Genomic DNA, 23618 nt, shown 5'->3' on the forward strand with positions numbered 1-23618 from the left:
GTGACGCCGGTTATGTGGTAGGTAACACTGCCCGCGGAGAGCCCACAGCGTCGGGCAGTCTCCCGCCCTGCACTCCAGAGATGGTCACTGGACACCTCTCCTCGGAACGGCTGGTACTCACCGTCGCGACGGTGGTCGTCGTCGGTGTGCTGGCTGTTGCGACGTGGTCGCTCGCGTTCGTGAGTACCGGGACCGCCGACCAGCCCCAGGTCGACGCTGACGTTCAGCAACGCTACGAGGCGATAGACGGTGTCAACGCGACACAGACGACGACGATCGCCCGGAACGGGACGGTGGCGAGCCGGACGGCCTACGACGCCGCGCTCCGGCCTGGGACCGGAAAGAAGCGACTGGCAGTCATCAGTACCACCGCACAGCGATACGACCTGCGGGTGTCGAACGGATCGTCGCTGTGGCTGTACGACCGAAGCCGCGGGACCGCGACCCGCATCTCGCTCAGCGGGGCCGAGTCGAACCGGGGCGAACGGCTGCAACGCCTGTTCAGTAGGCTCAACATGTCTACCGCGACCGACACGACCGAGCCCCAGTCGGTCGAGCCGTTGCCCGTCGTGCCCCGTACCGAGGGGCGGCCGGTCGAGTCTACCGGGGCGATGACAGTCAGCTACCGCGGCACGGAGTCCGTCGACGGGCGCGAAGCGTACGTCGTCCACGTGGCACCGGCGAACGAAACGGCGGCCTACGAGCAGACGGTCTGGGTGGACACGGAGCGGTTCTTCCCGCTGCAAACGCGCACCGTCTGGACGACGGACGGCGAGCGCACGGTCGTGACGACGACGTACACGAACGTCAGCTACGACACCGGGGTGTCGGCGGACGTGTTCACCCCCGACTTCCCGGAGGACACGACCGTCACCGCTCCGGAGACGCCGGAGACACGGACCTACGAGTCGGTCAGTGAACTCGAAGCCGAGACGGAGATGCGGGTCCCCGAGCCCGACGTCCCGCCGGGGTACGAGTTGCAGTCCGCGACGCGAACCCAGGGCCGTATCAGCGGCGTCGGCCTCCGCTACGCGAACCGGACCAGTCTGCTCACCGTCGCGAAATACAACCGGCCAGCAGACCAGACAGAGCGAAACGCCAGCGTCACAATCGACGGGCGGCCAGCGCAGGTCAGCCGCGACCTGACACCGTCGGTCTCGTGGAGCTGTGAGCGCTACCGGTACACGGTTCGCGGCGAGGGCGTCTCGGCGGACCGACTCATCGCGGTCGGCCAGTCGGTCGGTTGTCCCGCCGGCGAGTGAGCGCCAACGACCGCAGAGCGAGCCGCCGTTTTCTGGGTCAGAAGTTCGGCTGCACGTTATATCACTGAACCGCTCCTCGATACGATTGCAGCGGCCCTGACAACACCGTGCCACCAACGCCCTCCGGCTACGGCCGCTGTCTGTCCACCACACCGCCCCGGGGCTTCCCGGGGCCGCTACCCTGGGAGTCCTGTGGGCCACACCGCCCGTGAAGTAGTCCCCTGCCTCGCCCGAGGACGCCCTGACTGCGCTGGTCTCCGCTGACACTGTCCTGCGGCTGACTTCTGACCCGGAAACTGACGGGACCCTTTATTCAGGGACGGACCGTTGGCCCGATACGTGAGTGAGGACCCGGCCGTGGGCGACATCCTCGACCTGCTCAGTGACGAGTACGCCCGGGACATCCTCGCAGCAACGAGTGTCAAACCCATGTCCGCGAAACAGCTCGCCGACCAGTGTGAGATGTCACAACCGACCGTGTACAGACGGGTCGAGTGGCTCCGGGAGCACGGCCTACTCGAGGAACAGACCCAGATAGAGACGGGCGGCAACGACTACAGCGTGTTCGCGGCCACGCTCTCTGAGTTCTCGCTGGCGCTCGCCGACGGCGACTTCGAGACCGAAATCGAACGGACGGAGCCGCCGGCGTTCCCGGGACAGGACGAACAGGACACCGCGGACAGATTCACAAAGATGTGGGAGAACCTCTGAGATGGTCGCCATCGAGACGCTCATGAACTGGCTCATCACCGCCCTGGCGTTTGGCTCGACAGTGCTTGGCGGGTACGTCGGCTACCAGGCCTACCGAGGGTATCGCCGCCACGACAGCCGCGCGATGCAGTACCTCTCGGTCGGCCTGTTCTGTCTCACGGCGGTGGCGTTCGTCGTCGCCTTCGCCGGCTCGGTCCTCCTGCGGCAGGGGCTGCTCTCCAGTCAGTTCCAGCAGCCGCTCACGCTCGTCACCCGTGCCTTCCAGTTCGTCGGCGTCCTCTTTATCGCGTACTCGCTCCACTCCCGGGAGTGATAACCAGTCTGTCCGGTGAGTTGCAACCGTCCCGAACCGCTGAAGTCCATCCGGTCGGAATCTGTGACCATGGCACAGATGCCGGACGGCCGTCCGACGGTCCGCATCGACGGAACCGACCCGCTGGTGCTCCCATGGGACGTTGCACCCGAAACGCTCCCGTTCGATGTCGTCCGCGGGCCGGTCGCCTTCGAGTGTGCCTCCGGCGACCGTATCGAACGCGAGTACACCGGAATCGACGTGTTCGAGCTACTGGAGGCGGCGGCGATGCCCGGCGACACGACCCACGTCCAGTTCGAATCGGCGACCGGCGACCTGGCGTGTATCCCGCTCGCCGACCTCAACGGGGCGGTGCTCGCACTGGGCGAGGGCCCCGGGACCGCGCCGGGTCGACCGCGGTTCGTCTCGCCCCGCGTGCTCGGCCCGCGAACGGTCAAGAGGGTCTGCCGGCTGCGGCCGCGGGCGCTCGCCGCCGACGCCGACCGCGAGGCCTACGAGCGGCTCCCGCTGGACAGCTGACTACTCCAGCAGGCCGATGTCCTTCGCGAGCCGGTCGGCGAGTTCCTCCAGTACGGCGGGGTCGACCTCGGCGACCGGGTCGCCGTCGTGAAGCTGTTCGTTGTGGCGCGCGACGGCGTCCTCGACGTCATCGAACGCGACCGACGTCCGCGTCCCACAGGCCTCGCATACGACCGGAATCTCGGGCTGGTCGGCTGTCATTGGCGGCAGTTCATCTCGCTCCCCGATAAACGGACCGGAGCGTCCGCCGAGCACACGCTGGCAGTCACTCAAGGACGCTCTTGGGCCGCTTGAGGTAGAACGCCTGCTCGGTGACGCGTTCGTAAACGGCATACAGCGTCTCGACGGCGGCCGGGTCGGGGTCGAACTGCAGGTGCGGGGCCACGTGGTAGGCCTTGCAACTGGTCAGAAAGAAGTACAGCGTCCGGTGGTGGGCCGGCGTCGCGTCGACGACGCCCATCGATTGGCCGCCCAGGTCGTCCGAAAAGTCGTTGAGCAAGGCGGCGATGTCGTCGTTCAGTTGCTCGTCCGGACGGGTGAGCGGCGCACCGAGGGTCTGCTGGAGGAACTCGCTGGTCGCCCGCAGGAACGGGTTCGAGTCCATGCCCGTCGGGTCCACAGTACTGAACGCGTCGTACAGGTCGAGCAGCGCCGTCAGTTCCGCCTCGGTCAGTGCGATGGGTTTGACGGGGTCGCCCTGCGGGAGCGAGTAGTCCGGGAAGGTGTACGACTGCGGGTCCGGCACCTGCCCGAAGACGGTATCGAGACTCATGGTCGTCGTTCGGTCGGCGGACGCCTAATTGTTGGGTAGAGCGAGACAGCAGCGTGGCCCCACCAGAATACATATGACAGCGTGTGCGGATATCCCAGTCGATGCCCTCCACTGATCGCACGATGTCTGCACAGCGACGCCTCGAACCGGTAGCACTGCGTGTGTCACGTTCCGTGTCGAACGAGCACCCGGGCCCGGCGAGGGAGCGCGACTGATGCCGTCGTTCACCGTTCGGCTGGCCGATGGGTGGCGGCGAGCGGGCGACCAGTTTCCGCTGGCGCTGGTCCCGATAGTGTTGGCAGTTATGCAGACGGATAGCATCCGGCAAGTGCTCGCATACGACGGGGTTCACGTCGGTATCAAGTTCGGCGTCCCCGCGTCCGTCGTGACCATCTGGCAGTTCGTCGACCCGCCCAGCACCGGCGTTTCGGTGAACGCCGGCCTCCCGCTATCGCTTCCGTTCGCCGTGGTGGTCGTCCCCCTGGTGGTCCTCTTGCGGGCCGGCCTGAGCGCGGGCTACTTCGGCGCTATCGCCGCGCGCCTCGTCGGCCGCGACGACGACTTCGCTACGAGCGTCCGGGCTCATTTCCTCCCGTTTCTCGCGGTAACCGTCCTACCCTATCTGTTCGTCGTGCCCTTCGCGCTGGGCGCAGTCGGCGTCGGCGGGGTCGGTGGCGGGGGTGCGATTCTGGTGGCAATCCTCGTCCTCGCGCCGCTGCTGCTGGCCGTCGGCTATCTCCTCTGGGCGACGCCGTACCTGCTCGTGTTGCGCGAGACCGGCCTGCTGGCAGCGGCCCGTGGTTCGTACAGGCTGGCCGTCGACGGCGGGCCGTACCTCTCATACACAGTCGGCTACGCGGCGCTCGTGGTGCTCGTCTCGGCTGTGGCGACTGCTGTCGTCGTCAACGTCCCTGCAGTCGGCCTGCCCGTCGGCATCGTCGGCGGCGGGTTTCTGGGGCTCGTGCTCAACGTCACGACGATGCGGTTCGTCGCCGACGTCGACCCGCAGTCCCCGTCGGCCGGCGAGTGGCCGGACCAGCACCGGAGCGGCGGATATTCGGCCAGCGCGTAGGGGAGCGGCTCACTCGCCCTGCTCGTCCAGTTGCTCGATGAGGCCGAGACCGTAGACAGTCCGCAGGACCGTGCTGGCGTCGCCGGCCTCGTACACCAGGTCGTCCCTCGAACTGACGTGGTCGAGCACGTCGGGCGAGGAATGCGCGGGGGCGGCGGCGATACCGGCGTCGTGCTCGTCGACCCAGCGCATCACCCGGAGGTCGCTCTTGCTGTCGCCCATCACGAGCGCGAACGGGTCGTCGATGCCGAGCACGTCGAAGGCCTCCTCGACGCCGGCGGACTTGTCCAGTTCGAGGCTCACCAGTTCGGCCGCGTCGCCCTCGTAGTAGCCCAGGTCGACGCGTTCGAGGACGTCACGGAACGCCTCGGGCGCGGCGTCGACGTCGGCGTCGGTCGACAGGTCGCCAGCCTGGAGCACGTCGAGAATCTCCGGGTCGCGGCTGAAGTAGGCCCGCGCGTAGCCCGCGGGGTCGTCGACGTCGGCGTCGACCTGCGCTGCGATGGCGTCGCCGACGAGGCCACAGAGGTAGCGAAGCGACTCGTCGATGATTTCGACGGCGCTGTCGCTGCCGACCTCGGCGTTGGGTTTCAGCGTGACGTTGAACTCGTTGCCCTGGAGGTGACAGCGCTTGCCGACGGCGTCCGGGGCCTCCGAGAGGATCCGCCGACGGACAGCCTCGAACACGTCCACGACCGCGCCGTCGAGGCGTTCGTAGAGAAGCCGCTTGGTGTCCGTTCCGTGCTTGGGCGTGAACACACCGTTGCCGGACTCGTAGACGATGCTCATCTGCCCGGAGGAGACGAGGTCGTTGCCCAGCCCCTGTATCATGAACCCCTTGACGTTCTCCAGGGTCTGGCCGGTGCAGACGACGATAGGGACGCCCGCTTCGTGGAACTGCGTCAGGAGATACAGCGTGTCGCGAGGGATCTCGTTGTCGGTGTCGCCGGCCGACCGGAGCGTCTCGTCGACGTCAAGCACCAGAACGTTCACCGACCGGCCGTGCTTCGAGTAGAGGTCGAGCGCGGTGAAGGCCTCGTCGCGGGTCAGTCGCGCCGCGATCTCCGCATAGGTCTCGCCGGTCCCGGGAAACGCGTCGGTGATATCGGACTTGAGGTCATCGAGGCGGTCGCTCGCGGTTTCCCACTGTTCCAGTGCGACGGTCGAACTGAGCGGGGGAAACAGGTCGACGAACTCCTGATATCCGCGTAGGGTCGTCGTGTCTACGCTCTTGTAGAGACGGTAGAGTTGATCGTATTGTTCCATGTCGGGGTCCACAGGATAGTGGCGACTGACGGCGAGCGTACTTTAGCTATCGGGTTCGCGGTAGTCGCACCCGAAAAAAAGGCTGGTCTGGCGACACAACTGCCGCGGGGCGCGCCGCTGCTACGCCTCGTCGCCGCCGTCGGTCAGTACCTCGGTCTCTGTCGCCTCCTCGTTGAGGAAGGACGGCAGTTCCTCCTCGTCCTCGTCAGTTGCCTCGTCGTCCGTCGTCGCTTCCGTCCAGGAGCGTTCTCTGTGGTGGCACATGGGGCCTCACCATGCGGGGGTCAGGACTGTTCTGTGTTAACTGTTTTCATGACCGGACTGATACGCTCAAGCGAGGGCAGACAGTATCAAGTCGCTTCGTCCGTTAGCCAGTAGCAACCACATGCGGAGGTACGTATGACCGACATCGAGCGACTCGACGACCGGACCGTCGAACGCATCGCGGCCGGCGAGGTGGTCGAGCGACCGGCCTCCGTCGTCAAGGAACTGGTCGAGAACGCCATCGACGCCGACGCGAACCGGGTCGACGTCGTCGTAGAAGCCGGGGGAACCGATGGGATTCGCGTCACTGACGACGGCGTCGGGATGGACCGCGAAGCCGTCAAGACGGCCGTCGAGAAACACACCACGTCGAAAATCCGCGACATCGCGGACCTGGAGGGCGGCGTCGGCACGCTCGGGTTCCGCGGCGAGGCCCTGCACGCAATCGGGGCGGTCTCACGGCTGACTATTCGGACCAGGCCCCGCGGCGGCGACGTGGGGACGGAGTTAGTGCTGGAAGGCGGCGACGTCACGTCGGTCGGTCCCGCCGGCTGTCCGGAGGGGACGACGATAGCGGTCGAGGACCTCTTCTACAACGTCCCGGCCCGCCGGAAGTACCTCAAACAGGAGTCGACGGAGTTCGCACACGTCAACACCGTCGTCGCCAGTTACGCGCTGGCTAACCCGGACGTCGCAGTCTCGCTTACCCACGGCGACCGCGAGACGTTCTCGACGACCGGACAGGGCGACCTGCGCGAGACGGTGATGTCCGTCTACGGCCGGGAGGTCGCCGAGTCGATGATATCGGTCGGGGCGGGTTCGGGAGCCAGCGCGGACGGAGACGACACCGGTAGTTTCCCCGATGGGCCACTCGACGGCGTTCACGGTCTCGTCTCTCACCCCGAAACGAACCGCGCCGGCCGCGAGTACCTCTCGACGTACGTAAACGGTCGTTACGTCAGGGCCGGCACCGTCCGCGACGCCGTCATCGACGCCTACGGCACCCAGATCGCGCCCGACCGCTACCCCTTCGCCGTCCTCTTTCTGGACGTACCCGCGGGCGACGTGGACGTGAACGTCCATCCCCGGAAGTTAGAGGTCCGCTTCGCCGATGACGAGAGCGTTCGCGAACAGGTACGGACTGCGGTCGAAGATGCACTATTGGAAGAGGGGCTGTTGCGCTCGACGGCACCGCGCGGCCGGTCGGCGCCCGAGCAGACGGAGATAACGCCGGAATCTGCCGGAGGGAGCGACAGCGAACACGAGCGCGCGGGACCACGCGACCAGGGTACCGTGGACGAGACGGCACCGTCGGGACGGACGGACAGCACATCGACAGAGAGCGGTGACGATGCAACGGTACGGGAGCCGGGTACCGAGCCCACGGACCGACCGGACAGCACGCAGGCCGAACCGACAGGCCGTCAGCCCTCCGACACAGCCACATCTGTTCAGACAGCCGACACGAAACGGACCCCCGCGACCGGGCCGACGGACGACACGTCTGGCGAATCCGAGGTGGGGCAGACAGGGGGTAGCGTTTCGAGTGGAGATAGCGATAGTAAGCGCGACGAGGCGTCACCAGCGGGCCGAACGGAGGCTGCGAGCGGGGAACGGAAGTTCACCGGCGGCCGGGAGCAGTCACGCCTCGGCGACGACCCGGAAGCGACCCACGAATCGCTGCCCTCGATGCGGATTCTCGGGCAGTTAGCCGACACCTACGTCGTCGCGGAGACAGAGGACGGCCTCGTGCTGGTCGACCAGCACGCGGCGGACGAGCGGGTCAACTACGAGCGGCTCAAGGCCGAGTTCGAAGGCGAAACGACGACCCAGGCGCTCGCCGACCCGGTCGAACTGGAGCTGACCGCCCGCGAGGCCGAGGTGTTCGACCGGCGCAGCGACGCGCTGGCGAGCCTGGGGTTCCATACGGCGCGCACGGGCGAGCGAAGCGTCGAGGTGCGCACCCTCCCGGGCGTCATCGCCGACGCGGCCGGCCCGGACATCGTCAGGGACGTGCTTGGCGCGTTCGTCGCCGGCGACGACGAGGCGGCGGCGACTGTCGAAGCGGCGGCCGACGAACTGCTCGGCGACCTGGCGTGTTACCCCTCCGTGACCGGGAACACGTCGCTGACCGAGGGCTCCGTCCGGGAGCTACTCGGCGCGCTGGACGACTGTGAGAACCCCTACGCGTGTCCCCACGGGCGGCCGACGGTCATCCACATCGACCGGCAGGAACTCGAAGACCGGTTCGAGCGTGATTACCCCGGACACGGCGGCCGGCGACGATAAGCGGGCAGTCGTCCCCGACACAGCAGTCGATACAGCCGATTAAACTAAACCTACGTCTCCCGATGCACGCGGTATGTCACTCGTAACGTTCGGCGAGACCGCCCTCAGATTCACACCCCCCGATGGACAGCGGTTCGAGACGGCCCGTGAGGCGTCGATTCGCGTCGACGGGACCGCGAGCAGCGTTGCGGCGACGGCCGGCCGACTCGGCGCCGACGCGCGGTGGCTCTCGAAGGTCCCGGACACGCCGCTGGGCCGCCGCGTCGTCGCGGAACTCCACGAGTTCGGCCTGGAGACGGACGTCGTCTGGGCCGACACGGACACCGGCCGACAGGGGCTCACGTTCCACGAGGACGCCGAACCACCCCGTGCCGAGCGACTGCTACAGGACCGCGACAACACGGCGATGGCAACGCTGACGCCCGGGGAACTGCCGATGGGCGAGATACAGAACGCGGACGTGGTGTTCACCTCGGGCGCGACCCTCTCACTGTCTGACACAGCCGCAGACACGACGGGGGCGTTGCTCAGAGCGGCCGCGGGGATGCGGGCGTTCGACCTCGATTTCCACCCCGGGCTGTGGGACGCCGGCGACGCACGCGACGCCCTCGCGGACCTGCTGCCGGCCGTCGATACCCTCTTTGCAGCCGAAGACCAGGTCTCCGCGGTGTTTGACACGACAGGGAGTCCGCGGGAGGTCGCTCACACGCTCGCGACGGAGTACGACCTCACCCGCGTGATTCTCACGCGGAGCGAGTACGGCGCGGTGGCCTACCACGACGGTGTCGTTCACGAACAGGACGCCATCGAGACGACCGCAGTCGACGAGTCGGGGCAACACGGGGCCTTCATCGGCGCGACGCTCCAGCAACTGGCCACCGGCGCCGACACGGACGAAGCACTGGTCCATGGCGCCGCGGCGGCGGCGCTCTCCCGGACGATGTCTGGGCCGTTGACGCCGCTCGAACCGTCCGAAGTTACGCGTCTTGTCAGTTCACAGCAATCCAGGCGGCCGTAGGAGGTTCCTACCGCCAATACTGATTTACGTCCACTCTTTTATTACTCAGGTATGTTTGAGCATCGTAGCGCGCTGACCGTCGGACTGCTTACACTTCTGGTGGGGGCCGGGGTGGTGGCTGGAACGGCCGCTGCACAGTCACAGGTGACACTCACCGTCACCGTAGTCGACCAGGACGGCGACCCGCTCAGTGGCATCGACATCTCGGCGACGTGGGACGACGGCGCCGGCGGACCGGTCAACGAGACGACGCGGGCAAACGGGCAGGTGCTCATGGACGTCCCGGAAGGTGCTAACGTCACGCTCCAGATAGACGACGACGAGTACGTCCGGAACGTCCCGTACGTGGTCGAAGACGCCGAGACGGAGTCCGTCGAGGTGGCGGTCTCGGAGTCGGCGACCGCCACAGTCAACGCCCTGAACGCGGACGGCCAGCCGGCCGAGAACGCTCGCATCCGTCTGTATCGGGACGGGAACTACGTGGTCGACAGGAACGCAGGCAGCGACGGGACCATCACGACACGGCCCATCGAGGAAGGCGAGTACAGCGTCATCGTCACCAAGCCGGGGTTCTACCGCAACCTGACCACCGTGCCCGTCTCCGGCGAGACGACGACGTCGGTCCGGATCAGCGAGGGGTCGACGCTGCTGCAGGCCGCGGTCGTCGACGATCACTTCGACGACCCCAGACCGATCCGTGACGCGACCATCCGGGTCGAATCGAACACCGGGTTCGACGGGACCGTGCCGACGCTCTCAGATGGAACGGCGTCGGTCAGCGTGCCGGTCAACGACCGATACGACGTCACAGTTACCAAAGAGGGGTACGAGACGGTCGAGAGACGTGTCAGCGTCGCCGAAGACGAGAAGTCGATCGACGTGGAGATCCGGCGCACCCCGGAGATCACGCTCTCTCCCGATAACAGACAGGTCGTCGTCGACGCGACCGTCCGTCTCACGGTCACCGACGAGTACGAGGAACCGGTGGCGAACGCGACCGTGACCCGGAACGGTACCGAGGTGGGACAGACCGACGCGGACGGCGAGATAACCGCGACTGTCCCGACGGCCGGAAACGTCACGTTCACCGCGACGTCCGGGGACCTCACCACGACGACGAACGTCACCGCGTTCGAACCGGGCGAGGAGCCGACGAACGGGGCGGCCACGACGCCGGAACAGACGGAGACGGCGACCGAAACGACTGACGGCAGCGGTCCGGGCTTCACCGTCGCCCTGACGATGGCCGCACTGCTCGCGGTGACCGCGCTCGCACGCCGGCGACTCTAACGGGACGTTTTTCCCCGCGAGGGCCACATACCCGTGCAATGACTGTTCTCGAGTCCGTCCACGAGGCCCACGGAGCGACCTTCAGGGAGGTCGGCGGCCGCCGTGTCGTCGACAACTACGGGCGACCGGAGCGGACCCACCGCGCGGTTCGAAACGTCGTCGGAGCGATGGAGTACGGGTACGGAGTCATCGTCGTCACCGGCGAGGACCGCGTCGACTACGTCGACAACGCCGTCTCGAACCACGTCCCGGACGAGGACGGCGCGGGCTGTTACGCGCTCTTGCTCGACCCCGACGGTCGCGTCGACACGGACATGTACGTGTACAACGCCGGCGAGCGCCTGCTCGTGTTCACGCCACCTCAAAAGGCAGCGGACCTCGCCGCGGAGTGGGCGGACAAGACCTTTATTCAGGACGTCGAGTTCGAGGTGGCGACCGACGACTTCGCCGTCTTCGGCGTCCACGGACCGAAAGCGACCGAGAAGATCGCAAGCGTCCTCCACCAGACCGGAACCCCGCCAGCGCCGCTGACCTTCGAGCGGGGCGAACTCGGCGACGCCGGCGTCTCGGTCATCCGGACGGACAACCTCGCCGGCGAGGAGAGCTACGACGTGGTCTGTAGCGCCGACGACGCCGAGCCCGTCTTCGACACGCTGGTCAACCGCGGGCTCAACGCCGTCCCCTTCGGCTACCAGACCTGGGAGACGCTGACGCTCGAGGCCGGGACGCCGCTTTTCGACAGCGAAATCGAGGGCGCGCTTCCGAGCGACCTGGGCCTGCGAAACGCCCTGGACTTCGAGAAGGGGTGTTACGTCGGCCAGGAGGTCGTCTCGCGTATCGAGAACCGGGGCCATCCGACCCAGCGGCTGGTCGGTCTCGCCGTCGAGGCGCGTCCGGACCCCGGTGCCGCAGTTTTCGCGGGTGACGAGCATGTCGGCGACGTGACTCGCGCCGCCCGGAGCCCGATGCGGGAGGCTCCCATCGCGCTGGCGACCCTCGGCTGGGAGCGCCCGGAAGCAGCGCTGACCATCCGCGTCGACGGCGACCCGGTCAGTGCACAGCAGGTGGACCTGCCCTTCATCGACGGGTCGGCACAGTCGGCGCGGCTGCCAGCCTACGAGTAGCGAGGGTCATGCCGTCTCGATAGCCGCCCGCCCGCTGGTCGCGCTCCGAATCCGGTCCCGAAGGTCGCTCCCCTCCACAGTGGGCACCCGAACGTCGAAGACGACTTCGGCCTCGTACTCGGCCTCGAACTCGACACCTGCTGATTCGAGCAGGCTCCGAACGCTGCCCGAATCGTCGTAGGCGACGGTCACGGTGAACTGCTCGTGGGGCACCTCCTCGACGACGCCGGCGTCGTCGACGCCCTCTTTCACCGCTCTGGAGTAGGCGCTGGCGAGGCCGCCCACGCCGAGGTTGGTCCCGCCGTAGTAGCGCGTGACGACGGCGACGACGTTCTCGATGTCGCGTTGCTGGAGGACGTTCAGCGCGGGGTCGCCGGCGCTGCCGCTCGGTTCGCCGTCGTCGCTGGAATACTCTCGAAACGGGTCGGCCCGGACGCGGTAGGCGGGGACGTTGTGGGTCGCGTCGGCGTACTCCTCGCCGACGGCGTCGACGAACGCCTCGGCGTCTTCGACGGTCGCCGCCGGCGAGACGTGGCCGATGAACTCCGAGCCCCGCACCTCGAAGCGCGCCTCGCCGCGGCCCGGAACGGTCAGGTAGCTGTCCGTCACGGGCCGGCGTAGGCCCGGGGACGGAATAGCGTTTGTCGTTGCGCCTTCCGTGGGCACGGCGTCGAATCAGTCCGTCCCGTCGCCGGACTGTCGCGACCCCCAGACCCGCTTGTCAAGCAGTTTGACCGCCATTCCGTCCCGGACCCGGAGCTGACAGGAGAGTCGCGGGTAGCCAAACCGGTCGGCGAGGTCGTCGTGCCAGTGGTCCGGGTCGGGCGGTTCGGCGAGGCGCACGCCGCAGGTGGCACAGATGCCGCGGCCGCCGCAGTTGACCCGTTTCGCGTAGCGGCCGTGTGGCGAGAGACCGGCATCGAGCAACACGTCCCGGAGGACGGCCCCGGGTTCGGCCGTGAGTTCGTGGGTTTCGCCCGCAGGCGTCTCGACGGTGAGCGTCACCGGCATGGTCAGAGTCGCTGGACGTGCGTGTCGCCGAACTCGCGGTCGGCGTACTTCAGCCCGAAGCCGAACAGGCGGTCCGCCCCGATGTGAGCGGCCCAGACGAGCGCCGCGCCGACAGCGAGGTCTACCGCGGCGACGGTCCCTGCCACGGCCAGCAGCCCCGGACCGAGGTACGTGTGGACCGCGTTGTAGCTGGCCGCTCCGACGCGCGTGCTGTGGAGATAGCCCGCCATCGAGAGGTCTGGGAGCAAAATCAGGGCGAGAAAGAGGAGCAAGGACCGCCCCTGGAGGACGTAGAGTGCGGTCGCCCCGGCCCCGACGAGCGCGCCTTCGAGCCGGACGAGCGTTCGCGGATGCATACCGGACCGTGGGCGGGGACCGCCAAAAATCGGCCGGCGCTACGCCAGTTCGATGGTCCGGACGAACGCCAGGCGGCGAATCTCGTTGATGAGGTCGCCGGGCAGTTCCTCGTCGGTGATGACGTACAGTTTCGGTTCGTCGGTGAACTCGGGGTCCTCGCTCAGGACCTGCCGGATAGAGATGTCGCGGTCGGCGATGGCCGAGGTGACCGTCGAGACGATGCCGGCCTCGTCGGCGGCGCGGACGGTGACCGTCACCGCGTGCAGGTCGAGCACCGGTGCGAGGTCGAGCAGGCTCGGCACGGAGGAGATGTTGCGGAAGATTCGCCGGAGGTCGTCGTCTTCGAGAATCGCGTCCGTCGTGGCGTTGACCACCCGGCGGTCGACGTCGGCCTCGCGGGCGATGCCCGTGTTCGGGATCTCGATGCCGCCCGAGACGACGCGGCCGTCCGCGTTGACAGAGAACCCCCGTTCCAGCAGCAGGCGGATGACGTCCTGCTGGCCGGGAGAGTCCTCGAATTTCTGCATAATCTCGTCGAACATACGGAGTGGTGGACGCGGGGCCACTAATCGATGCCGACAGCGGCCGAAACGGGCGCCGTCTCGGGCTGGTGCCGGCTACAGTTCGCCTTTCGTACTCGCCACGTCGGACCGGCGGTCGTCGATGCGGGTCGCGTCGTCGAGCGCTCGCGCCAGCCCCTTGAACAGGGCTTCTATCTCGTGGTGGGCGTTCTCGCCCTCGACGCCGCAGTGCAGCGTCAGCCCGGCGTTCATCGAGAGCGAGCGACAGAAGTGCCGGGCCATGTGGCTGGTCATCCCGCCGACCGAGTCCTGTGAGAACTCGCCGTCGAACTCGAAGTACGGGCGCCCGGAGATGTCGACGACGACGCTCGCGACGGCCTCGTCCAGCGGGACCCGCCGGTCGGCGAACCGGCGGATGCCGCGCTTGTCGTCCAGCGCCTCGGTGACCGCCTCGCCGAGCGTGATGGCGACGTCCTCGACGGTGTGGTGGTCGTCGATATCCAGGTCGCCGTCACACTGCACGGTCAGGTCGAACAGCCCGTGGGTGGAAAACGAGTCGAGCATGTGATCGAAGAAGCCGATGCCGGTGTCGATGGTGCTGTCGCCGTCGCCGTCGACGTCCAGCGTGACCTCGATGTCCGTCTCGGCCGTGGTCCGCGTGACGGCTGCCGTCCGGTCGGTCATACCTACCACGTATCAGGCCGCGTATTTGTGGGTTGCGTCCGGTCAGTCGGTCTGTCCGTCCAGCAGCGCCAGCAGTCGGTCGGTCACCGCCGGCGCGTGTTCGACGTAACAGCAGTGCCGGCCCTCGACAGCCTCGCCGGTCCCGCGGGGGAGGTCGGCCGCCAGCGACCGCCCGGCCTCGGGCGACACGACTGGGTCGTCCAGCCCGTAGTACACTTCGGCGGGCTGTGTGACCTCGTACAGCGGCGGCGCGTCGAAGGCCGTCATCGCCGCGGCCTGGGCCGCGCGCGCCTCGCCGGTCGCGTCCTCGTCGGCGCGCCAGTCCGCGATCCGCTCCACCAGCTCCGGGTCGTGCTCGCGAAACGCCGGCGAGAACGCCCCGTCGAGCGACGACGGCGCGTCGAGCGCAAGCGCGTCCAGCGCCGCCCGGTCGACGGCGTCGCCGGACCCGGCCGTGCAGTACAGCGTCAGCGAGCGGGCGCGGCTGTACCGGTGTGCGTATTCGAGCGCAACCATCCCGCCGAGACCGGCCCCGACGAGGTGGGCGCTCCCGACGCCGTGGTCGCCCAGCACGGCTTCGAGGTCGGCCGCCAGCGTGCCCACGTCGTACGGGCCCGCCGGCGTGTCAGACCGGCCGGTCCCGCGGAGGTCCCACACCACCGTCTCGTAGGGGCCGGCGACGGCGTCGTAGTGCCAGCCCCAGAGCCACGCCCCGTACCCGACGTCGTTGACGAACACGACAGTGGGACCGTCGCCGTCGACCTCGTAGTAGAGGGACGTGTCGCGGTTGCGTGCGGTCGGCATTGCTCGTCGGTTCCCGCGCCGCCGGTGTGTCTCTTTCGGTGAGTAGGTCTTTGCCCCCGGGAGTCGAAGGGCCGCCCATCCCGTGACCGGAGCAGCATCACTTATCGGCGTCGTCGTGCTGGTCGCGAGTCTGGGCGTCGCCGCGCAGCTGGTCGCAGACTGGCTCCGGATTCCGAGCGTCGCCTTCCTGCTGGTCGCCGGCGTCCTCGTCGGGCCACAGGCGTTCGGGCTGGTCGACCCCGCGGTGTTCGGCCAGACCGGGCTGCAGGCCATCGTCGGCCTCAGCGTCGGCATCATCGTCTTCGAGGGGGCGTTCCACCTCACGGTCGAGCGGGTCCGCGAGGCGACCAGAGAGGCGCTGGGACTGGTGACAATCGGCGCGTTCGTCTCGCTCACAGGAACCGCCGTCGCCGTCACGGTCGTGTTCGGGACGACGTGGCCGGTCGGCGTCCTCGTCGGGAGCCTGCTGATTGCCACCGGGCCGACGGTCATCACGCCGATCATGCAGGTGGTCCCGGTCAGGGACCGGGTCGCCGCCGCGCTGGAGACCGAGGGTATCATCAACGACGTGACCGCCGCCATCCTCGCGGTGGCGACGTTCGAGTTCGTCATCGCGAGCCAGTCCTCGCCGGTGGTCGTCGTCGAGGCGTTCGTCGCCCGGCTGGCTGTCGGCGTCCTCGTGGGCGTCGCCGTCGGTGGCGGCATCACGCTCCTGCTCCGCCGGCTGAATCTCTCGGCGGACAACGCCACGCAGAACGCGCGTGTGATAGTTCTCACCGCGGCGCTGCTGGCGTACGCGCTGGGTGGGATGTGGCTCTCAGAGGCCGGCATCGCGGCCGCCGCCGTCGCCGGTATCGTCCTGGGGAACGCAGACATCCCCCACGAGGAGGAGATCGTCGAGTTCAAAGGCGGTATCACGCTGTTTGTCCTCTCGTTCGTGTTCATCGTGCTGGCCGCCCAGCTATCGCTCGGCGACCTGCGCGCGCTCGGGTTCGGTGGGCTCGTCGTCGTCATCATCGTCGTCGCGCTCGTCCGTCCGCTGGGCGTGTTCCTCTCGACGCTGGGCGGGCGGCTGACAGTTCGAGAGCGGGTGTTCGTCGGTGCGATGGGGCCACGTGGTATCGTCCCGGCCAGCGTCGCCACGCTGTTTGCCATCGAACTGCGGCCCGACAACCCCGAAACCGCGACGGTCCTCGTCGGAACTGTCTTTCTCGTCATCTTCGCAACCGTCATGTTTCAAGGCGGGCTGGCCCGTCACTTCGCGCAAGCGCTCGACATCCTTCCCATGCAAACACTCATCGTCGGAGCGGGGCGCGTCGGCCGGGAACTGGCGGTGCGTTATGAATCGCGCGGCGAGGAGGTCGTCCTCATCGACAGGGACGCGGACACGGTCGAACGGACCCGGGCGGACGGCCACCGCGTCGTCAAGGGGGACGCGACGAACGCGACCGTCCTCGAAGAGGCAGGGGCAGACCGGGCGTCCGTCGTCGTCGCCGCGACCGCGGACGACGACGTGAACCTGCTCGTCGCACAGCTGGCGACGACGCGGTTCGGCGTCGATACCGTGGTCGCCAGGGCAAACCAGCCGGACAACGTCGAGGCCTTCGAGGACCTCGACGTCGAGACAATCTCCGCCGGCTTCGCCGTCGCCGACGCCATCGACGACGCGGTCGAGCGACCGGCGCTGGCCCACTGGCTGTCGGACTCCGGGCGAACGGGGGACGTCCTGGAGGTCGAACTGAGGAACGATTCGCTGACCGACCGGACGATAGCGGAATGCGCTGAGCTGCTCCCGGACGGCTGTCTCGTCGCGATGGTGAGCCGTGACGGGACCGACAGGGTCCCAGACAGCGACTTCCGCCTCGCGGGCGGCGACCACCTGACGCTCGTCTGTGAGACCAACGAGGCGATGCAGGACGCCAGACGGCTGTGTCAGAGCGGATAGGTGGGCGGCACGCGTCGTTCAGCGCATCTCGTCGAGGGAGACGGCCGCCGACCGGTCCGCAGTGACCCACTCGGTCACAGATTCCTGGAGATTCGAGGGGAAGATTGTCAGCTCCGAGGGGTCTTCGGGGTCGTCGTACAGGCAGTCCAGTTCGAACTCCGGCGTTTCGTCCAGGTCGGTGTCCGATGGGGGCGTCGCGGTCGTACTCATGGGTCAGGTAGCGTGGGCGACGCTGCACTTTTCACACAGTTCCTCGGGAGCGCGCCCGCTGGCAGCGGGGACGCTGGTCCCACACCGTCGACACGTCCGGTGTGACCGAACGTACTCGGTGTGCGATTGAATGTGGTCGATATCACGTTTTCCGCTCATATCTGCTATGTATGGGCAATTACTAAAAATACTTTTGGAAGCTCATCCAGATATACCTAATACAAGTGCGTATAATTGTATCCGCTGAACCGTTTCGGGCCGTTCGGGCAGAATATCGGTTCGCAATCGGACAACTGTCCGAAGTAGCGACAAGGAGGGAGTGAAAAACAGGTCCGGTGGTCCGTCTCAGGCGTTTGCGACAGTTCGCAGGACCTCCGGCGCGTCGGCGAGCGCGTCGTCCAGCGCGTCCGCGTCGGGGCCGCCGCCCTGTGCGAAGTCCGGCGGGCCGCCGCCGCCGCCGCCGACGCGACCGGCGAGTTCGCCGACGACCTCGCCGGCGTCGACGTCGACACCGTCGGGCACGGAGACGACGAACTGCGCGCCGTCGAGGCCGGACCCGAGCACCGCGATGTTGCCCTGCTCGACGATGGCGTTGGCCTGCGCGCGGAGCTCGTCCATGTCGGCATCGATGCGCTGGACGACGGCGGTCGCCTCGCCCACGTCGACCTCCTCGCTGTCGCCGCCGCCGCCCGCGCGGGCCTCGGCGAGTTGCTCTTTGAGCTGTTCGATCTCCTTGCCGCGGGCCTTCCACTCGTCGAAGAACCGCTCGGCGGTCTCCGGGACGGCGTCGGGCGCGACGTCGAGGATATCCGCGGCCTCGGTGAGCGCGTCCTCGGTGCGCTGGGTGGCCTCGATAGCGGCGTTGCCCGCCGCGTAGGTCAGGCGGATGACGCCGTCCTGAATCCGCTCGGTGTTCAGCAGCTTGATGGTCCCGATGTCGCCGGTTCGGGCGACGTGGGTGCCGCCACAGGCCTGTACGTCGTCGCCGACGGTGATGAGCCGTATCTGCTCGCCGGCCGGAATCCCGCCCTGGTAGAGGTCGAAGCCGTGGCGCTCCTCGGCCTGGTTGCGGTCGGGCCACGATTGCGTGACGGCGATGTTGTCCTGGACGATATCGTTGGCGAGGCGTTCGATCTCCTTGACCTCCTCGCGGCTCACCGACTCGTAGTGGCGGATGTCGATGCGGGCAGAGTCGGTCCCCTTCTGGGCGCCGGCCTGCCTGACGTGCTCGCCGAGCACCTGCCGAGCGCTGTGGATGACGATGTGGGTCGCCGTGTGGTGTTGCATCAGGCGCTGCCGGCGGGTGGCGTCGACCTGCCCGCGGACGAACTCGCCCTTGCCGGGGTCGTCGTCGCAGGTGTGGACGATGACGTCGCCGTACTGCTGGACGTCGGTCACCTCGGCGGAGACGTCGTCGGTCGACAGCGTTCCCCGGTCGGGCGGTTGGCCGCCGCCCTCCGGGTAGAACATCGTCTGGTCGAGCACCACGTCGTAATCCCCGTCATCGCGGTCGAACACCTCCAGGACGACGGCTTCGAACTCGGTCCGCCCCTGGTCCTCGTAGTAGAGCCGGTCGGTCTCTGGCAGCTCTTCGAGCCGGTCCTCGTAAGGGATCTGTGACTCCTCTGTAGCGGTGTCGCCGCCGCCGTGGCGCTGGGCGACGACCGCGTAGAAGTCGTCGGGTACGTCCACTGCGACGCCTTTCTCGGCGGCAATCTCCTCGACCATGTCCGGCTGGATGCCGTGGGAGTCGTACAGTTCGACCAGTTCCGCGGTCGGAATCGGCTCGCCTTTCTCCGCGTACTCGTCGGCCAGCTGGCGGACGCGCCGGCCGCCGCGGTCCAGCGTCTCGCGGTACTTCTCGACCTCGGTGCGGACGATGTCGCGGATGGTGTCGCGGTTCTCGTAGCCCAGCCGCTCGGCCTGCATGTCGACGAGTTCGTCCAGCGGCGCGTCGACGCCGACGCCGTCGACCAGCCGCTTCGTCCGGCGCAGCACCATCCGTGCCAGATAGCCCGTCCCGACGTTCGACGGGACGATGCCGTCGCCGAGCATGTACGCGAGCGTCCGGGAGTGGTCGGCGATGGCGTAGATGTCCTCGAGCGGGGCGACCAGCGCCCGCAGTTCCTCGACATCGACGCCGACCTCGGCGGCGATGGTGTCCCGCTCGGCCTCGATGTCCTCGGCCTCGTCGATGTCCATCCGGCCCGCGAGCTTCGCGGCCTCGTGGACGATGCGCTCCTCCTCGTCGGTGAGTTCGATGCCGGCGTTGTCCTTGAGGAAGGCGATCATGTCGGGGTAGACGGCCTCGTACACCGTCGGCGTCCCCTGGCTCATCCAGGTCCAGCGTTCGAGCCCGTAGCCGGTGTCGACGATGTAGGTGTCCATCGGCGAGTAGCGGTTGCCGTCTTTCATCTCGTACTCGCCGTCGGGGTCCTGTTCCATGGACATGAACACGAGCGTGGCGAGTTCGGCCCCGCGGTAGATGACCTCGATGGCCGGGCCGGCGTTGCCGCCGCCGACCCACGGGTCCTCGATGTAGACGATCTCGTCTACGTTCGCGCCCATCTCCTCGAACAGTTCGTCACAGAGCTGGACCGTCTCGTCTTTCCAGTACACCTCGCCCTCGTAGGCGTACTGCTCGGCGTCTTCGATGTCCTCGCGCGCGTTGAACGCGTGGTGGGCCATCATCTCGAAGGCCATCGTGTGCCGGCCCGTCTTCCCGACGTTGTCGATGTCCTGCATCCGGATGCAGGGCTGGCTGATACACAGCGGGTTCGCTGGCGGCGGCGTCGTCCCCGAGGTCACGAGCGGCTGGAAGTCGTAGATCGACGCCTGGGTCAACAGCACGTCGTCGCGCCAGCGGTTGGCCGCCACCGGGTACGGGTCGATGCGTTCGTGGCCGCGGTCCTCGAAAAAGGAGAGGAACGCCTCGCGCATCTCCGTCAGCGAGTACTCTCGGTCGAACCCGGGGTTGTCGATGAAGTCGTACTCAGCACACGGCGGCTCGCCGCAGGTCTCGCGCTCGACACGGGACCAGAACATGTCGCCACAGGAGGAACACTCCTGTCTGTGAAAGCCCTCCTCTTCGAAGTAGTCGAGTTGGTAGGCCTCGTCGAGGTCGCTCATTGGTGTTCAGTTGGCTCACGTTCGCCTAAAACTGTTCCGAAGGGGCCGGGGTTTCGTCTACGGCCAGCCGCCTGGTGTGAAAACCGGATGGCAGGCCTTACTCGCCCTGGGCGAGCGAGGCCAGCATCGCTTCGAGTTGCACGCGCTCGTTCGCGCCGCGGGTAATCCGGTAGTCGGTTTCGCCGATGCGTTCGAGCACGCGGACGGCCGCCTCGTCGTCGATGTCGAACTCCCAGATGGAGCGGTGCAGCTGGTCGATGACGTCGCCGCCGGCGATACCCTCCTCGGTCAGCAGTCTATCGAGGGTCGCCCGGGACGCGGTGAAGTCCCCGTCCAGCGCCGACTGGACCATCGTCCGGATCTCCTCGGGGCGGGCCGTCGAGGTGATGGCGTACACCGCCGACTCGTCGACCGTGTCGCCGCTGACCGACGCGGCCTGCAGGCCGTTGATGGCTTTCCGCATGTCCCCGTCGGCGGCGTAGACGAGGGCATCAAGCCCGTCGTCGGTCAGTTCGATGTCCTCTTCGGCGGCGATGTGGCGGATCTCCTCGGCGACGGCGTCGTCGGCCAGCGGCGAGAACCGGAAGACGGCACACCGCGATTGGATGGGGTCGATGATCTGGCTGGAGTAGTTACACGAGAGGATGAAGCGGACGTTGTTCGAGAACTGCTCCATCGTCCGGCGCAGGGCCGACTGTGCGTCAGACGTGAGGGCGTCTGCCTCATCGAGGAATATGATGCGGTACTCGACGCCGCCGAAACTCGTCCGGGCGAAGTTCTTGATGCGGTCCCGGACCACGTCGATACCGCGCTCGTCGGAGGCGTTCAGTTCGAGGAAGTGCTCGCGCCAGTCCTCGCCGTACAGTTCGCGGGCGATGGCCGTCGCACACGTCGTCTTCCCGGTTCCGGCCGGTCCGGAAAACAGCATGTGACTCAGGTCGTTGCGCGAGACGTAGCTCTGGAGTCGCCCGACGATGTTCTCGTGGCCCATCACGTCGTCGAGCGTCTGTGGGCGGTACTTCTCGATCCAGACCTCCTCGCGTCCCGCCCGCGACTCGGACTCGGCCTCGCTCATGGACGATGGGAAGTGTGGGCCGGTCTTAACTCTTACAAACTAAGTCCCAGCTTCAAAGAGTTGTTCGAGAATCGGAGGTCGTCGTGATCCCGAAAATCTTAGATTTTCGGACGGCGACGCAAGGAGCGTAAGGACGGATGGAACAGACTGCCGAGAAGACGGTCGTGGCGAAAATCCTCACTGACGAGCTCACGCAGTCAAAACTTGACGCTATCAACCACGAGTACGAAGCGTTCCAGCGATACATTCGTGGTGATGAGGACGCAGACCTGTACTCGGCCACGAAACAATGCGCTGACGCCTATGTGGATACTGACAACCTACGCGACGACCACGACTACCCGTGGTTCATCCGCAACGACGTGTTCGACGTTGGTGTTGACGTAGAACAGCACGATACCGACCTGACAGACTGGTGGCTAAAAATCCCCGTCTCGCAGGTCTGGGGTGGCGTGAACGTCCCGATTCAACCGCACGACGAGATTCCAGACGAGGCCGACGTGAAGGACTCGAAAATCATTCATGAGGATGGCAGCTATTACGCCCACCTCACGGTTCGGCAAGAGGTGGAAGTGAGCGAGGAGTACGACGGCGTTATCGGCGTAGACTTCGGAATCAGGTGGGTAGCAACGTCGGTGGCGTTGCCATCCCGGAACACCGAGTTCTACGGCAGAGAGATTCGTCGTATCCGCCGTCATCACCACGACCTACGCACTCGTCTGCAAGAGAAAGGGGCCTACGACACGCTCCAGTCGGTCAGGGTGAAGGAGTCCCGCCGAGTGAACGACCGCCTCCACAAGATTTCTCGCGCTATCGTGGAGGAAGCGAAAGAGCGCCGTGCGCTTATCGTGGTCGGCAATCTCGAAGGTATCCAGAATCAAGACCTTGGAGCGGAGATGAATCGCCGACTCCACTCGATGCCACACCACAGGTTAAAGAACTATATCGAGTATAAGGCGGCCTTCGCTGGTATCGCGGTGAAGTCCGTGAACGAATATATGACGAGTCAGACCTGTTGGCGGTGTGGTGAGCAGGAAGCGACGACTCGTAGGGGACAGGGCCAACACCTGTGTGACGAGTGTGGATTAGACGACAACGCAGATAAGAACGGTGCGACAAACATCGCAAAGAAAGGACTAGGTAAGGACATCGCGAGCCCACTATCTAGTCTCGGCGCAGTTTGTGAGCCTGCGCTCGAACCGAGCGGTGCTGACCAAGCCTCTGCCACGGTACGCTTGCGAGCCGACTTGGAAGCCCCTGCCTCAACGAAGCGAGCCGTTAAGCAAACGAAATAGGCAGGAGTCGTTCACACCCCGCGAGAGTCGACAGTCTCAGGTACGTCGCCGGAGTACGGTCGGGCATGCACGTCACCGTCGAGATCGCCGGCGAGGGCACCCACGAACTGACCGTGGACGTGGACGCGACCTACGCCGACCTGCTCGCACCGGTGGACCTGAGCCCCCACGAGGTGTCGGTCCTCGTCGACGGCGAACACGTGCCGACGGACCAGCCCGTCGAGCACGACCACGTTCGGGTCGTCAGGCTCATCAAGGGCGGGTGAGCCGCCGAACAGCGGCCCCTAACACAGTCATGCACGTCCGCACAGCGAACGCCGACGAGATACCCGCGGTGATGAACGTCCTCGACGGGGCGGTCCTCTCGATAGCCGTCGAGACCGTCCGGGCGGGCGTCGAGGACGGCGACACGCTCGTGGCGGTGTCCGGCGACGACCCGGCGGCCGAGCGCGTTCTCGGTGCGCTCGTACTGGATGGAACGCACATCGAAGCCATCGCCGTCCGCCGCCGTCGCCGCGGGCAGGGCATCGGGACGGCGCTCGTCGAGGCCGCATCCGACCGGCGGGGCCGGGTCACCGCTGCGTTCGATGCGGACGTTCGGCCGTTCTACGAGGCGCTGGGGTTCGCCATCGAACCGCTTTCCGAATCCGACCGCTACAGGGGAGTGCGCGAGTAGGGTCGCCGGCC

The 23618-nt window shown here is 66.9% G+C and carries 27 protein-coding genes; 13 read left to right on the forward strand and 14 right to left on the reverse strand.

The window, feature by feature from the left end; translation table 11 throughout:
- Positions 1-80 precede the first annotated feature (80 nt).
- The 4 genes from KZ498_RS03145 (at position 81) to KZ498_RS03160 (ending at position 2805) form a co-directional block, all read left to right on the forward strand.
- The gene (locus KZ498_RS03145; RefSeq protein WP_312616736.1) at positions 81-1262 is read left to right on the forward strand and encodes an outer membrane lipoprotein carrier protein LolA; all 1182 of its coding nucleotides are present in this window, start codon (positions 81-83) and stop codon (positions 1260-1262) included.
- 339 nt (positions 1263-1601) lie between these two features.
- Entirely contained in the window at positions 1602-1973 is a 372-nt protein-coding gene (locus KZ498_RS03150) for an ArsR/SmtB family transcription factor (RefSeq protein ID WP_396276089.1), read from the forward strand.
- Between the two features lies 1 nt (position 1974).
- Positions 1975-2286: a hypothetical protein gene (locus KZ498_RS03155; RefSeq protein ID WP_312616740.1), complete on the forward strand. Its 312-nt coding sequence runs from the start codon at positions 1975-1977 to the stop codon at positions 2284-2286.
- A gap of 69 nt (positions 2287-2355) precedes the next feature.
- Positions 2356-2805 (forward strand): hypothetical protein, encoded by a 450-nt coding sequence (locus KZ498_RS03160; protein ID WP_312616742.1) that lies wholly within the window; start codon positions 2356-2358, stop codon positions 2803-2805.
- Here KZ498_RS03160 and KZ498_RS03165 read toward each other — a convergent pair whose 3' ends face one another.
- Both KZ498_RS03165 and KZ498_RS03170 read right to left on the reverse strand, forming a co-directional pair.
- The gene (locus KZ498_RS03165; RefSeq protein WP_004517734.1) at positions 2806-3006 is read right to left on the reverse strand and encodes a hypothetical protein; all 201 of its coding nucleotides are present in this window, start codon (positions 3004-3006) and stop codon (positions 2806-2808) included.
- A 64-nt stretch (positions 3007-3070) separates the two neighbouring features.
- Entirely contained in the window at positions 3071-3577 is a 507-nt protein-coding gene (locus tag KZ498_RS03170; RefSeq protein ID WP_312616748.1) for a hypothetical protein, read from the reverse strand.
- A 214-nt stretch (positions 3578-3791) separates the two neighbouring features.
- Here KZ498_RS03170 and KZ498_RS03175 point away from each other — a divergent pair, with 214 nt between their 5' ends.
- A complete protein-coding gene (locus KZ498_RS03175) occupies positions 3792-4649 on the forward strand; it encodes a hypothetical protein (protein ID WP_312616749.1) in 858 nt (285 codons plus the stop codon).
- 9 nt (positions 4650-4658) lie between these two features.
- Here the strand turns inward: KZ498_RS03175 and KZ498_RS03180 are convergent, their stop codons facing one another.
- On the reverse strand, positions 4659-5927 hold the full coding sequence (locus KZ498_RS03180; RefSeq protein ID WP_312616751.1) for an HAD family hydrolase: 1269 nt from the start codon (positions 5925-5927) through the stop codon (positions 4659-4661).
- 108 nt (positions 5928-6035) lie between these two features.
- The gene (locus KZ498_RS03185; protein WP_312616752.1) at positions 6036-6179 is read right to left on the reverse strand and encodes a hypothetical protein; all 144 of its coding nucleotides are present in this window, start codon (positions 6177-6179) and stop codon (positions 6036-6038) included.
- 135 nt (positions 6180-6314) lie between these two features.
- Here KZ498_RS03185 and mutL point away from each other — a divergent pair, with 135 nt between their 5' ends.
- The 4 genes from mutL to KZ498_RS03205 all read left to right on the forward strand — a co-directional run bounded on the left by mutL (position 6315) and on the right by KZ498_RS03205 (position 11900).
- Positions 6315-8468: a DNA mismatch repair endonuclease MutL gene (gene mutL / locus KZ498_RS03190; protein WP_312616753.1), complete on the forward strand. Its 2154-nt coding sequence runs from the start codon at positions 6315-6317 to the stop codon at positions 8466-8468.
- Between the two features lie 73 nt (positions 8469-8541).
- Positions 8542-9486 (forward strand): sugar kinase, encoded by a 945-nt coding sequence (locus KZ498_RS03195; protein WP_312616754.1) that lies wholly within the window; start codon positions 8542-8544, stop codon positions 9484-9486.
- A gap of 51 nt (positions 9487-9537) precedes the next feature.
- Positions 9538-10776 carry a PGF-CTERM sorting domain-containing protein gene (locus KZ498_RS03200; RefSeq protein ID WP_312616755.1) on the forward strand — a complete coding sequence of 413 codons (1239 nt, stop codon included), beginning with the start codon at positions 9538-9540 and terminating at the stop codon, positions 10774-10776.
- A 38-nt stretch (positions 10777-10814) separates the two neighbouring features.
- The gene (locus tag KZ498_RS03205; protein ID WP_312616756.1) at positions 10815-11900 is read left to right on the forward strand and encodes a glycine cleavage T C-terminal barrel domain-containing protein; all 1086 of its coding nucleotides are present in this window, start codon (positions 10815-10817) and stop codon (positions 11898-11900) included.
- A 6-nt stretch (positions 11901-11906) separates the two neighbouring features.
- On the opposite strand, the gene KZ498_RS03210 is transcribed toward KZ498_RS03205, so the two are convergent.
- The 6 genes from KZ498_RS03210 to KZ498_RS03235 all read right to left on the reverse strand — a co-directional run bounded on the left by KZ498_RS03210 (position 11907) and on the right by KZ498_RS03235 (position 15277).
- Entirely contained in the window at positions 11907-12509 is a 603-nt protein-coding gene (locus KZ498_RS03210) for a YigZ family protein (protein WP_312616757.1), read from the reverse strand.
- Positions 12510-12575: 66 nt separating this feature from the next.
- Positions 12576-12911 (reverse strand): 2Fe-2S iron-sulfur cluster binding domain-containing protein, encoded by a 336-nt coding sequence (locus KZ498_RS03215; RefSeq protein WP_312616758.1) that lies wholly within the window; start codon positions 12909-12911, stop codon positions 12576-12578.
- 2 nt (positions 12912-12913) lie between these two features.
- Complete coding sequence (locus KZ498_RS03220) at positions 12914-13267, reverse strand: DUF4260 domain-containing protein (protein WP_312616759.1); 354 nt, start codon at positions 13265-13267, stop codon at positions 12914-12916.
- A gap of 39 nt (positions 13268-13306) precedes the next feature.
- Positions 13307-13810: an ACT domain-containing protein gene (locus tag KZ498_RS03225; RefSeq protein ID WP_312616760.1), complete on the reverse strand. Its 504-nt coding sequence runs from the start codon at positions 13808-13810 to the stop codon at positions 13307-13309.
- A 75-nt stretch (positions 13811-13885) separates the two neighbouring features.
- On the reverse strand, positions 13886-14473 hold the full coding sequence (hisB, locus tag KZ498_RS03230; protein WP_312616761.1) for an imidazoleglycerol-phosphate dehydratase HisB: 588 nt from the start codon (positions 14471-14473) through the stop codon (positions 13886-13888).
- A gap of 42 nt (positions 14474-14515) precedes the next feature.
- Entirely contained in the window at positions 14516-15277 is a 762-nt protein-coding gene (locus tag KZ498_RS03235; protein WP_312616762.1) for an alpha/beta hydrolase, read from the reverse strand.
- Between the two features lie 82 nt (positions 15278-15359).
- On the opposite strand from KZ498_RS03235, the gene KZ498_RS03240 reads away from it, so the two are divergent.
- Entirely contained in the window at positions 15360-17222 is a 1863-nt protein-coding gene (locus KZ498_RS03240) for a cation:proton antiporter (protein WP_312616763.1), read from the forward strand.
- 18 nt (positions 17223-17240) lie between these two features.
- Here the strand turns inward: KZ498_RS03240 and KZ498_RS03245 are convergent, their stop codons facing one another.
- The 4 genes from KZ498_RS03245 to KZ498_RS03260 form a co-directional block, all read right to left on the reverse strand.
- Positions 17241-17432, reverse strand: coding sequence for a hypothetical protein (locus KZ498_RS03245; protein ID WP_312616764.1), 192 nt, complete (start codon positions 17430-17432; stop codon positions 17241-17243).
- 3 nt (positions 17433-17435) lie between these two features.
- Entirely contained in the window at positions 17436-17591 is a 156-nt protein-coding gene (locus KZ498_RS03250; protein WP_312616765.1) for a hypothetical protein, read from the reverse strand.
- Positions 17592-17777: 186 nt separating this feature from the next.
- Entirely contained in the window at positions 17778-20561 is a 2784-nt protein-coding gene (alaS, locus tag KZ498_RS03255) for an alanine--tRNA ligase (protein ID WP_312616766.1), read from the reverse strand.
- A gap of 97 nt (positions 20562-20658) precedes the next feature.
- Positions 20659-21636 carry a replication factor C small subunit gene (locus tag KZ498_RS03260; RefSeq protein ID WP_312616767.1) on the reverse strand — a complete coding sequence of 326 codons (978 nt, stop codon included), beginning with the start codon at positions 21634-21636 and terminating at the stop codon, positions 20659-20661.
- A 137-nt stretch (positions 21637-21773) separates the two neighbouring features.
- Here KZ498_RS03260 and KZ498_RS03265 point away from each other — a divergent pair, with 137 nt between their 5' ends.
- The 3 genes from KZ498_RS03265 to KZ498_RS03275 all read left to right on the forward strand — a co-directional run bounded on the left by KZ498_RS03265 (position 21774) and on the right by KZ498_RS03275 (position 23607).
- Positions 21774-22931, forward strand: coding sequence for a transposase (locus KZ498_RS03265; protein WP_312616768.1), 1158 nt, complete (start codon positions 21774-21776; stop codon positions 22929-22931).
- 65 nt (positions 22932-22996) lie between these two features.
- Positions 22997-23197 carry a ubiquitin-like small modifier protein SAMP2 gene (locus KZ498_RS03270; protein ID WP_312616769.1) on the forward strand — a complete coding sequence of 67 codons (201 nt, stop codon included), beginning with the start codon at positions 22997-22999 and terminating at the stop codon, positions 23195-23197.
- A 29-nt stretch (positions 23198-23226) separates the two neighbouring features.
- Positions 23227-23607 carry a GNAT family N-acetyltransferase gene (locus KZ498_RS03275; RefSeq protein WP_312616770.1) on the forward strand — a complete coding sequence of 127 codons (381 nt, stop codon included), beginning with the start codon at positions 23227-23229 and terminating at the stop codon, positions 23605-23607.
- The last annotated feature ends 11 nt before the right edge of the window (positions 23608-23618 follow it).

It is taken from the genome of Haloarcula sp. 1CSR25-25, from assembly GCF_032027985.1.
Lineage (GTDB): Archaea > Halobacteriota > Halobacteria > Halobacteriales > Haloarculaceae > Haloarcula.

Excerpts from the sequence above, each read along its gene's own strand:
- KZ498_RS03165 (WP_004517734.1), bottom strand. The coding sequence starts at position 3,006 with ATGACAGCCGACCAGCCCGAGATTCCGGTCGTATGCGAGGCCTGTGGG.
- KZ498_RS03215 (WP_312616758.1), bottom strand. The coding sequence starts at position 12,911 with ATGCCGGTGACGCTCACCGTCGAGACGCCTGCGGGCGAAACCCACGAA.
- KZ498_RS03250 (WP_312616765.1), bottom strand. The coding sequence starts at position 17,591 with ATGAGCGGAAAACGTGATATCGACCACATTCAATCGCACACCGAGTAC.
- KZ498_RS03220 (WP_312616759.1), bottom strand. The coding sequence starts at position 13,267 with ATGCATCCGCGAACGCTCGTCCGGCTCGAAGGCGCGCTCGTCGGGGCC.
- KZ498_RS03145 (WP_312616736.1), top strand. The coding sequence starts at position 81 with ATGGTCACTGGACACCTCTCCTCGGAACGGCTGGTACTCACCGTCGCG.
- KZ498_RS03260 (WP_312616767.1), bottom strand. The coding sequence starts at position 21,636 with ATGAGCGAGGCCGAGTCCGAGTCGCGGGCGGGACGCGAGGAGGTCTGG.
- KZ498_RS03170 (WP_312616748.1), bottom strand. The coding sequence starts at position 3,577 with ATGAGTCTCGATACCGTCTTCGGGCAGGTGCCGGACCCGCAGTCGTAC.
- KZ498_RS03245 (WP_312616764.1), bottom strand. The coding sequence starts at position 17,432 with ATGAGTACGACCGCGACGCCCCCATCGGACACCGACCTGGACGAAACG.
- KZ498_RS03185 (WP_312616752.1), bottom strand. The coding sequence starts at position 6,179 with ATGTGCCACCACAGAGAACGCTCCTGGACGGAAGCGACGACGGACGAC.
- KZ498_RS03275 (WP_312616770.1), top strand. The coding sequence starts at position 23,227 with ATGCACGTCCGCACAGCGAACGCCGACGAGATACCCGCGGTGATGAAC.
- mutL (WP_312616753.1), top strand. The coding sequence starts at position 6,315 with ATGACCGACATCGAGCGACTCGACGACCGGACCGTCGAACGCATCGCG.
- KZ498_RS03270 (WP_312616769.1), top strand. The coding sequence starts at position 22,997 with ATGCACGTCACCGTCGAGATCGCCGGCGAGGGCACCCACGAACTGACC.
- KZ498_RS03175 (WP_312616749.1), top strand. The coding sequence starts at position 3,792 with ATGCCGTCGTTCACCGTTCGGCTGGCCGATGGGTGGCGGCGAGCGGGC.
- KZ498_RS03205 (WP_312616756.1), top strand. The coding sequence starts at position 10,815 with ATGACTGTTCTCGAGTCCGTCCACGAGGCCCACGGAGCGACCTTCAGG.
- alaS (WP_312616766.1), bottom strand. The coding sequence starts at position 20,561 with ATGAGCGACCTCGACGAGGCCTACCAACTCGACTACTTCGAAGAGGAG.
- KZ498_RS03265 (WP_312616768.1), top strand. The coding sequence starts at position 21,774 with ATGGAACAGACTGCCGAGAAGACGGTCGTGGCGAAAATCCTCACTGAC.
- KZ498_RS03160 (WP_312616742.1), top strand. The coding sequence starts at position 2,356 with ATGGCACAGATGCCGGACGGCCGTCCGACGGTCCGCATCGACGGAACC.
- KZ498_RS03155 (WP_312616740.1), top strand. The coding sequence starts at position 1,975 with ATGGTCGCCATCGAGACGCTCATGAACTGGCTCATCACCGCCCTGGCG.
- KZ498_RS03195 (WP_312616754.1), top strand. The coding sequence starts at position 8,542 with ATGTCACTCGTAACGTTCGGCGAGACCGCCCTCAGATTCACACCCCCC.
- hisB (WP_312616761.1), bottom strand. The coding sequence starts at position 14,473 with ATGACCGACCGGACGGCAGCCGTCACGCGGACCACGGCCGAGACGGAC.
- KZ498_RS03200 (WP_312616755.1), top strand. The coding sequence starts at position 9,538 with ATGTTTGAGCATCGTAGCGCGCTGACCGTCGGACTGCTTACACTTCTG.
- KZ498_RS03225 (WP_312616760.1), bottom strand. The coding sequence starts at position 13,810 with ATGTTCGACGAGATTATGCAGAAATTCGAGGACTCTCCCGGCCAGCAG.
- KZ498_RS03235 (WP_312616762.1), bottom strand. The coding sequence starts at position 15,277 with ATGCCGACCGCACGCAACCGCGACACGTCCCTCTACTACGAGGTCGAC.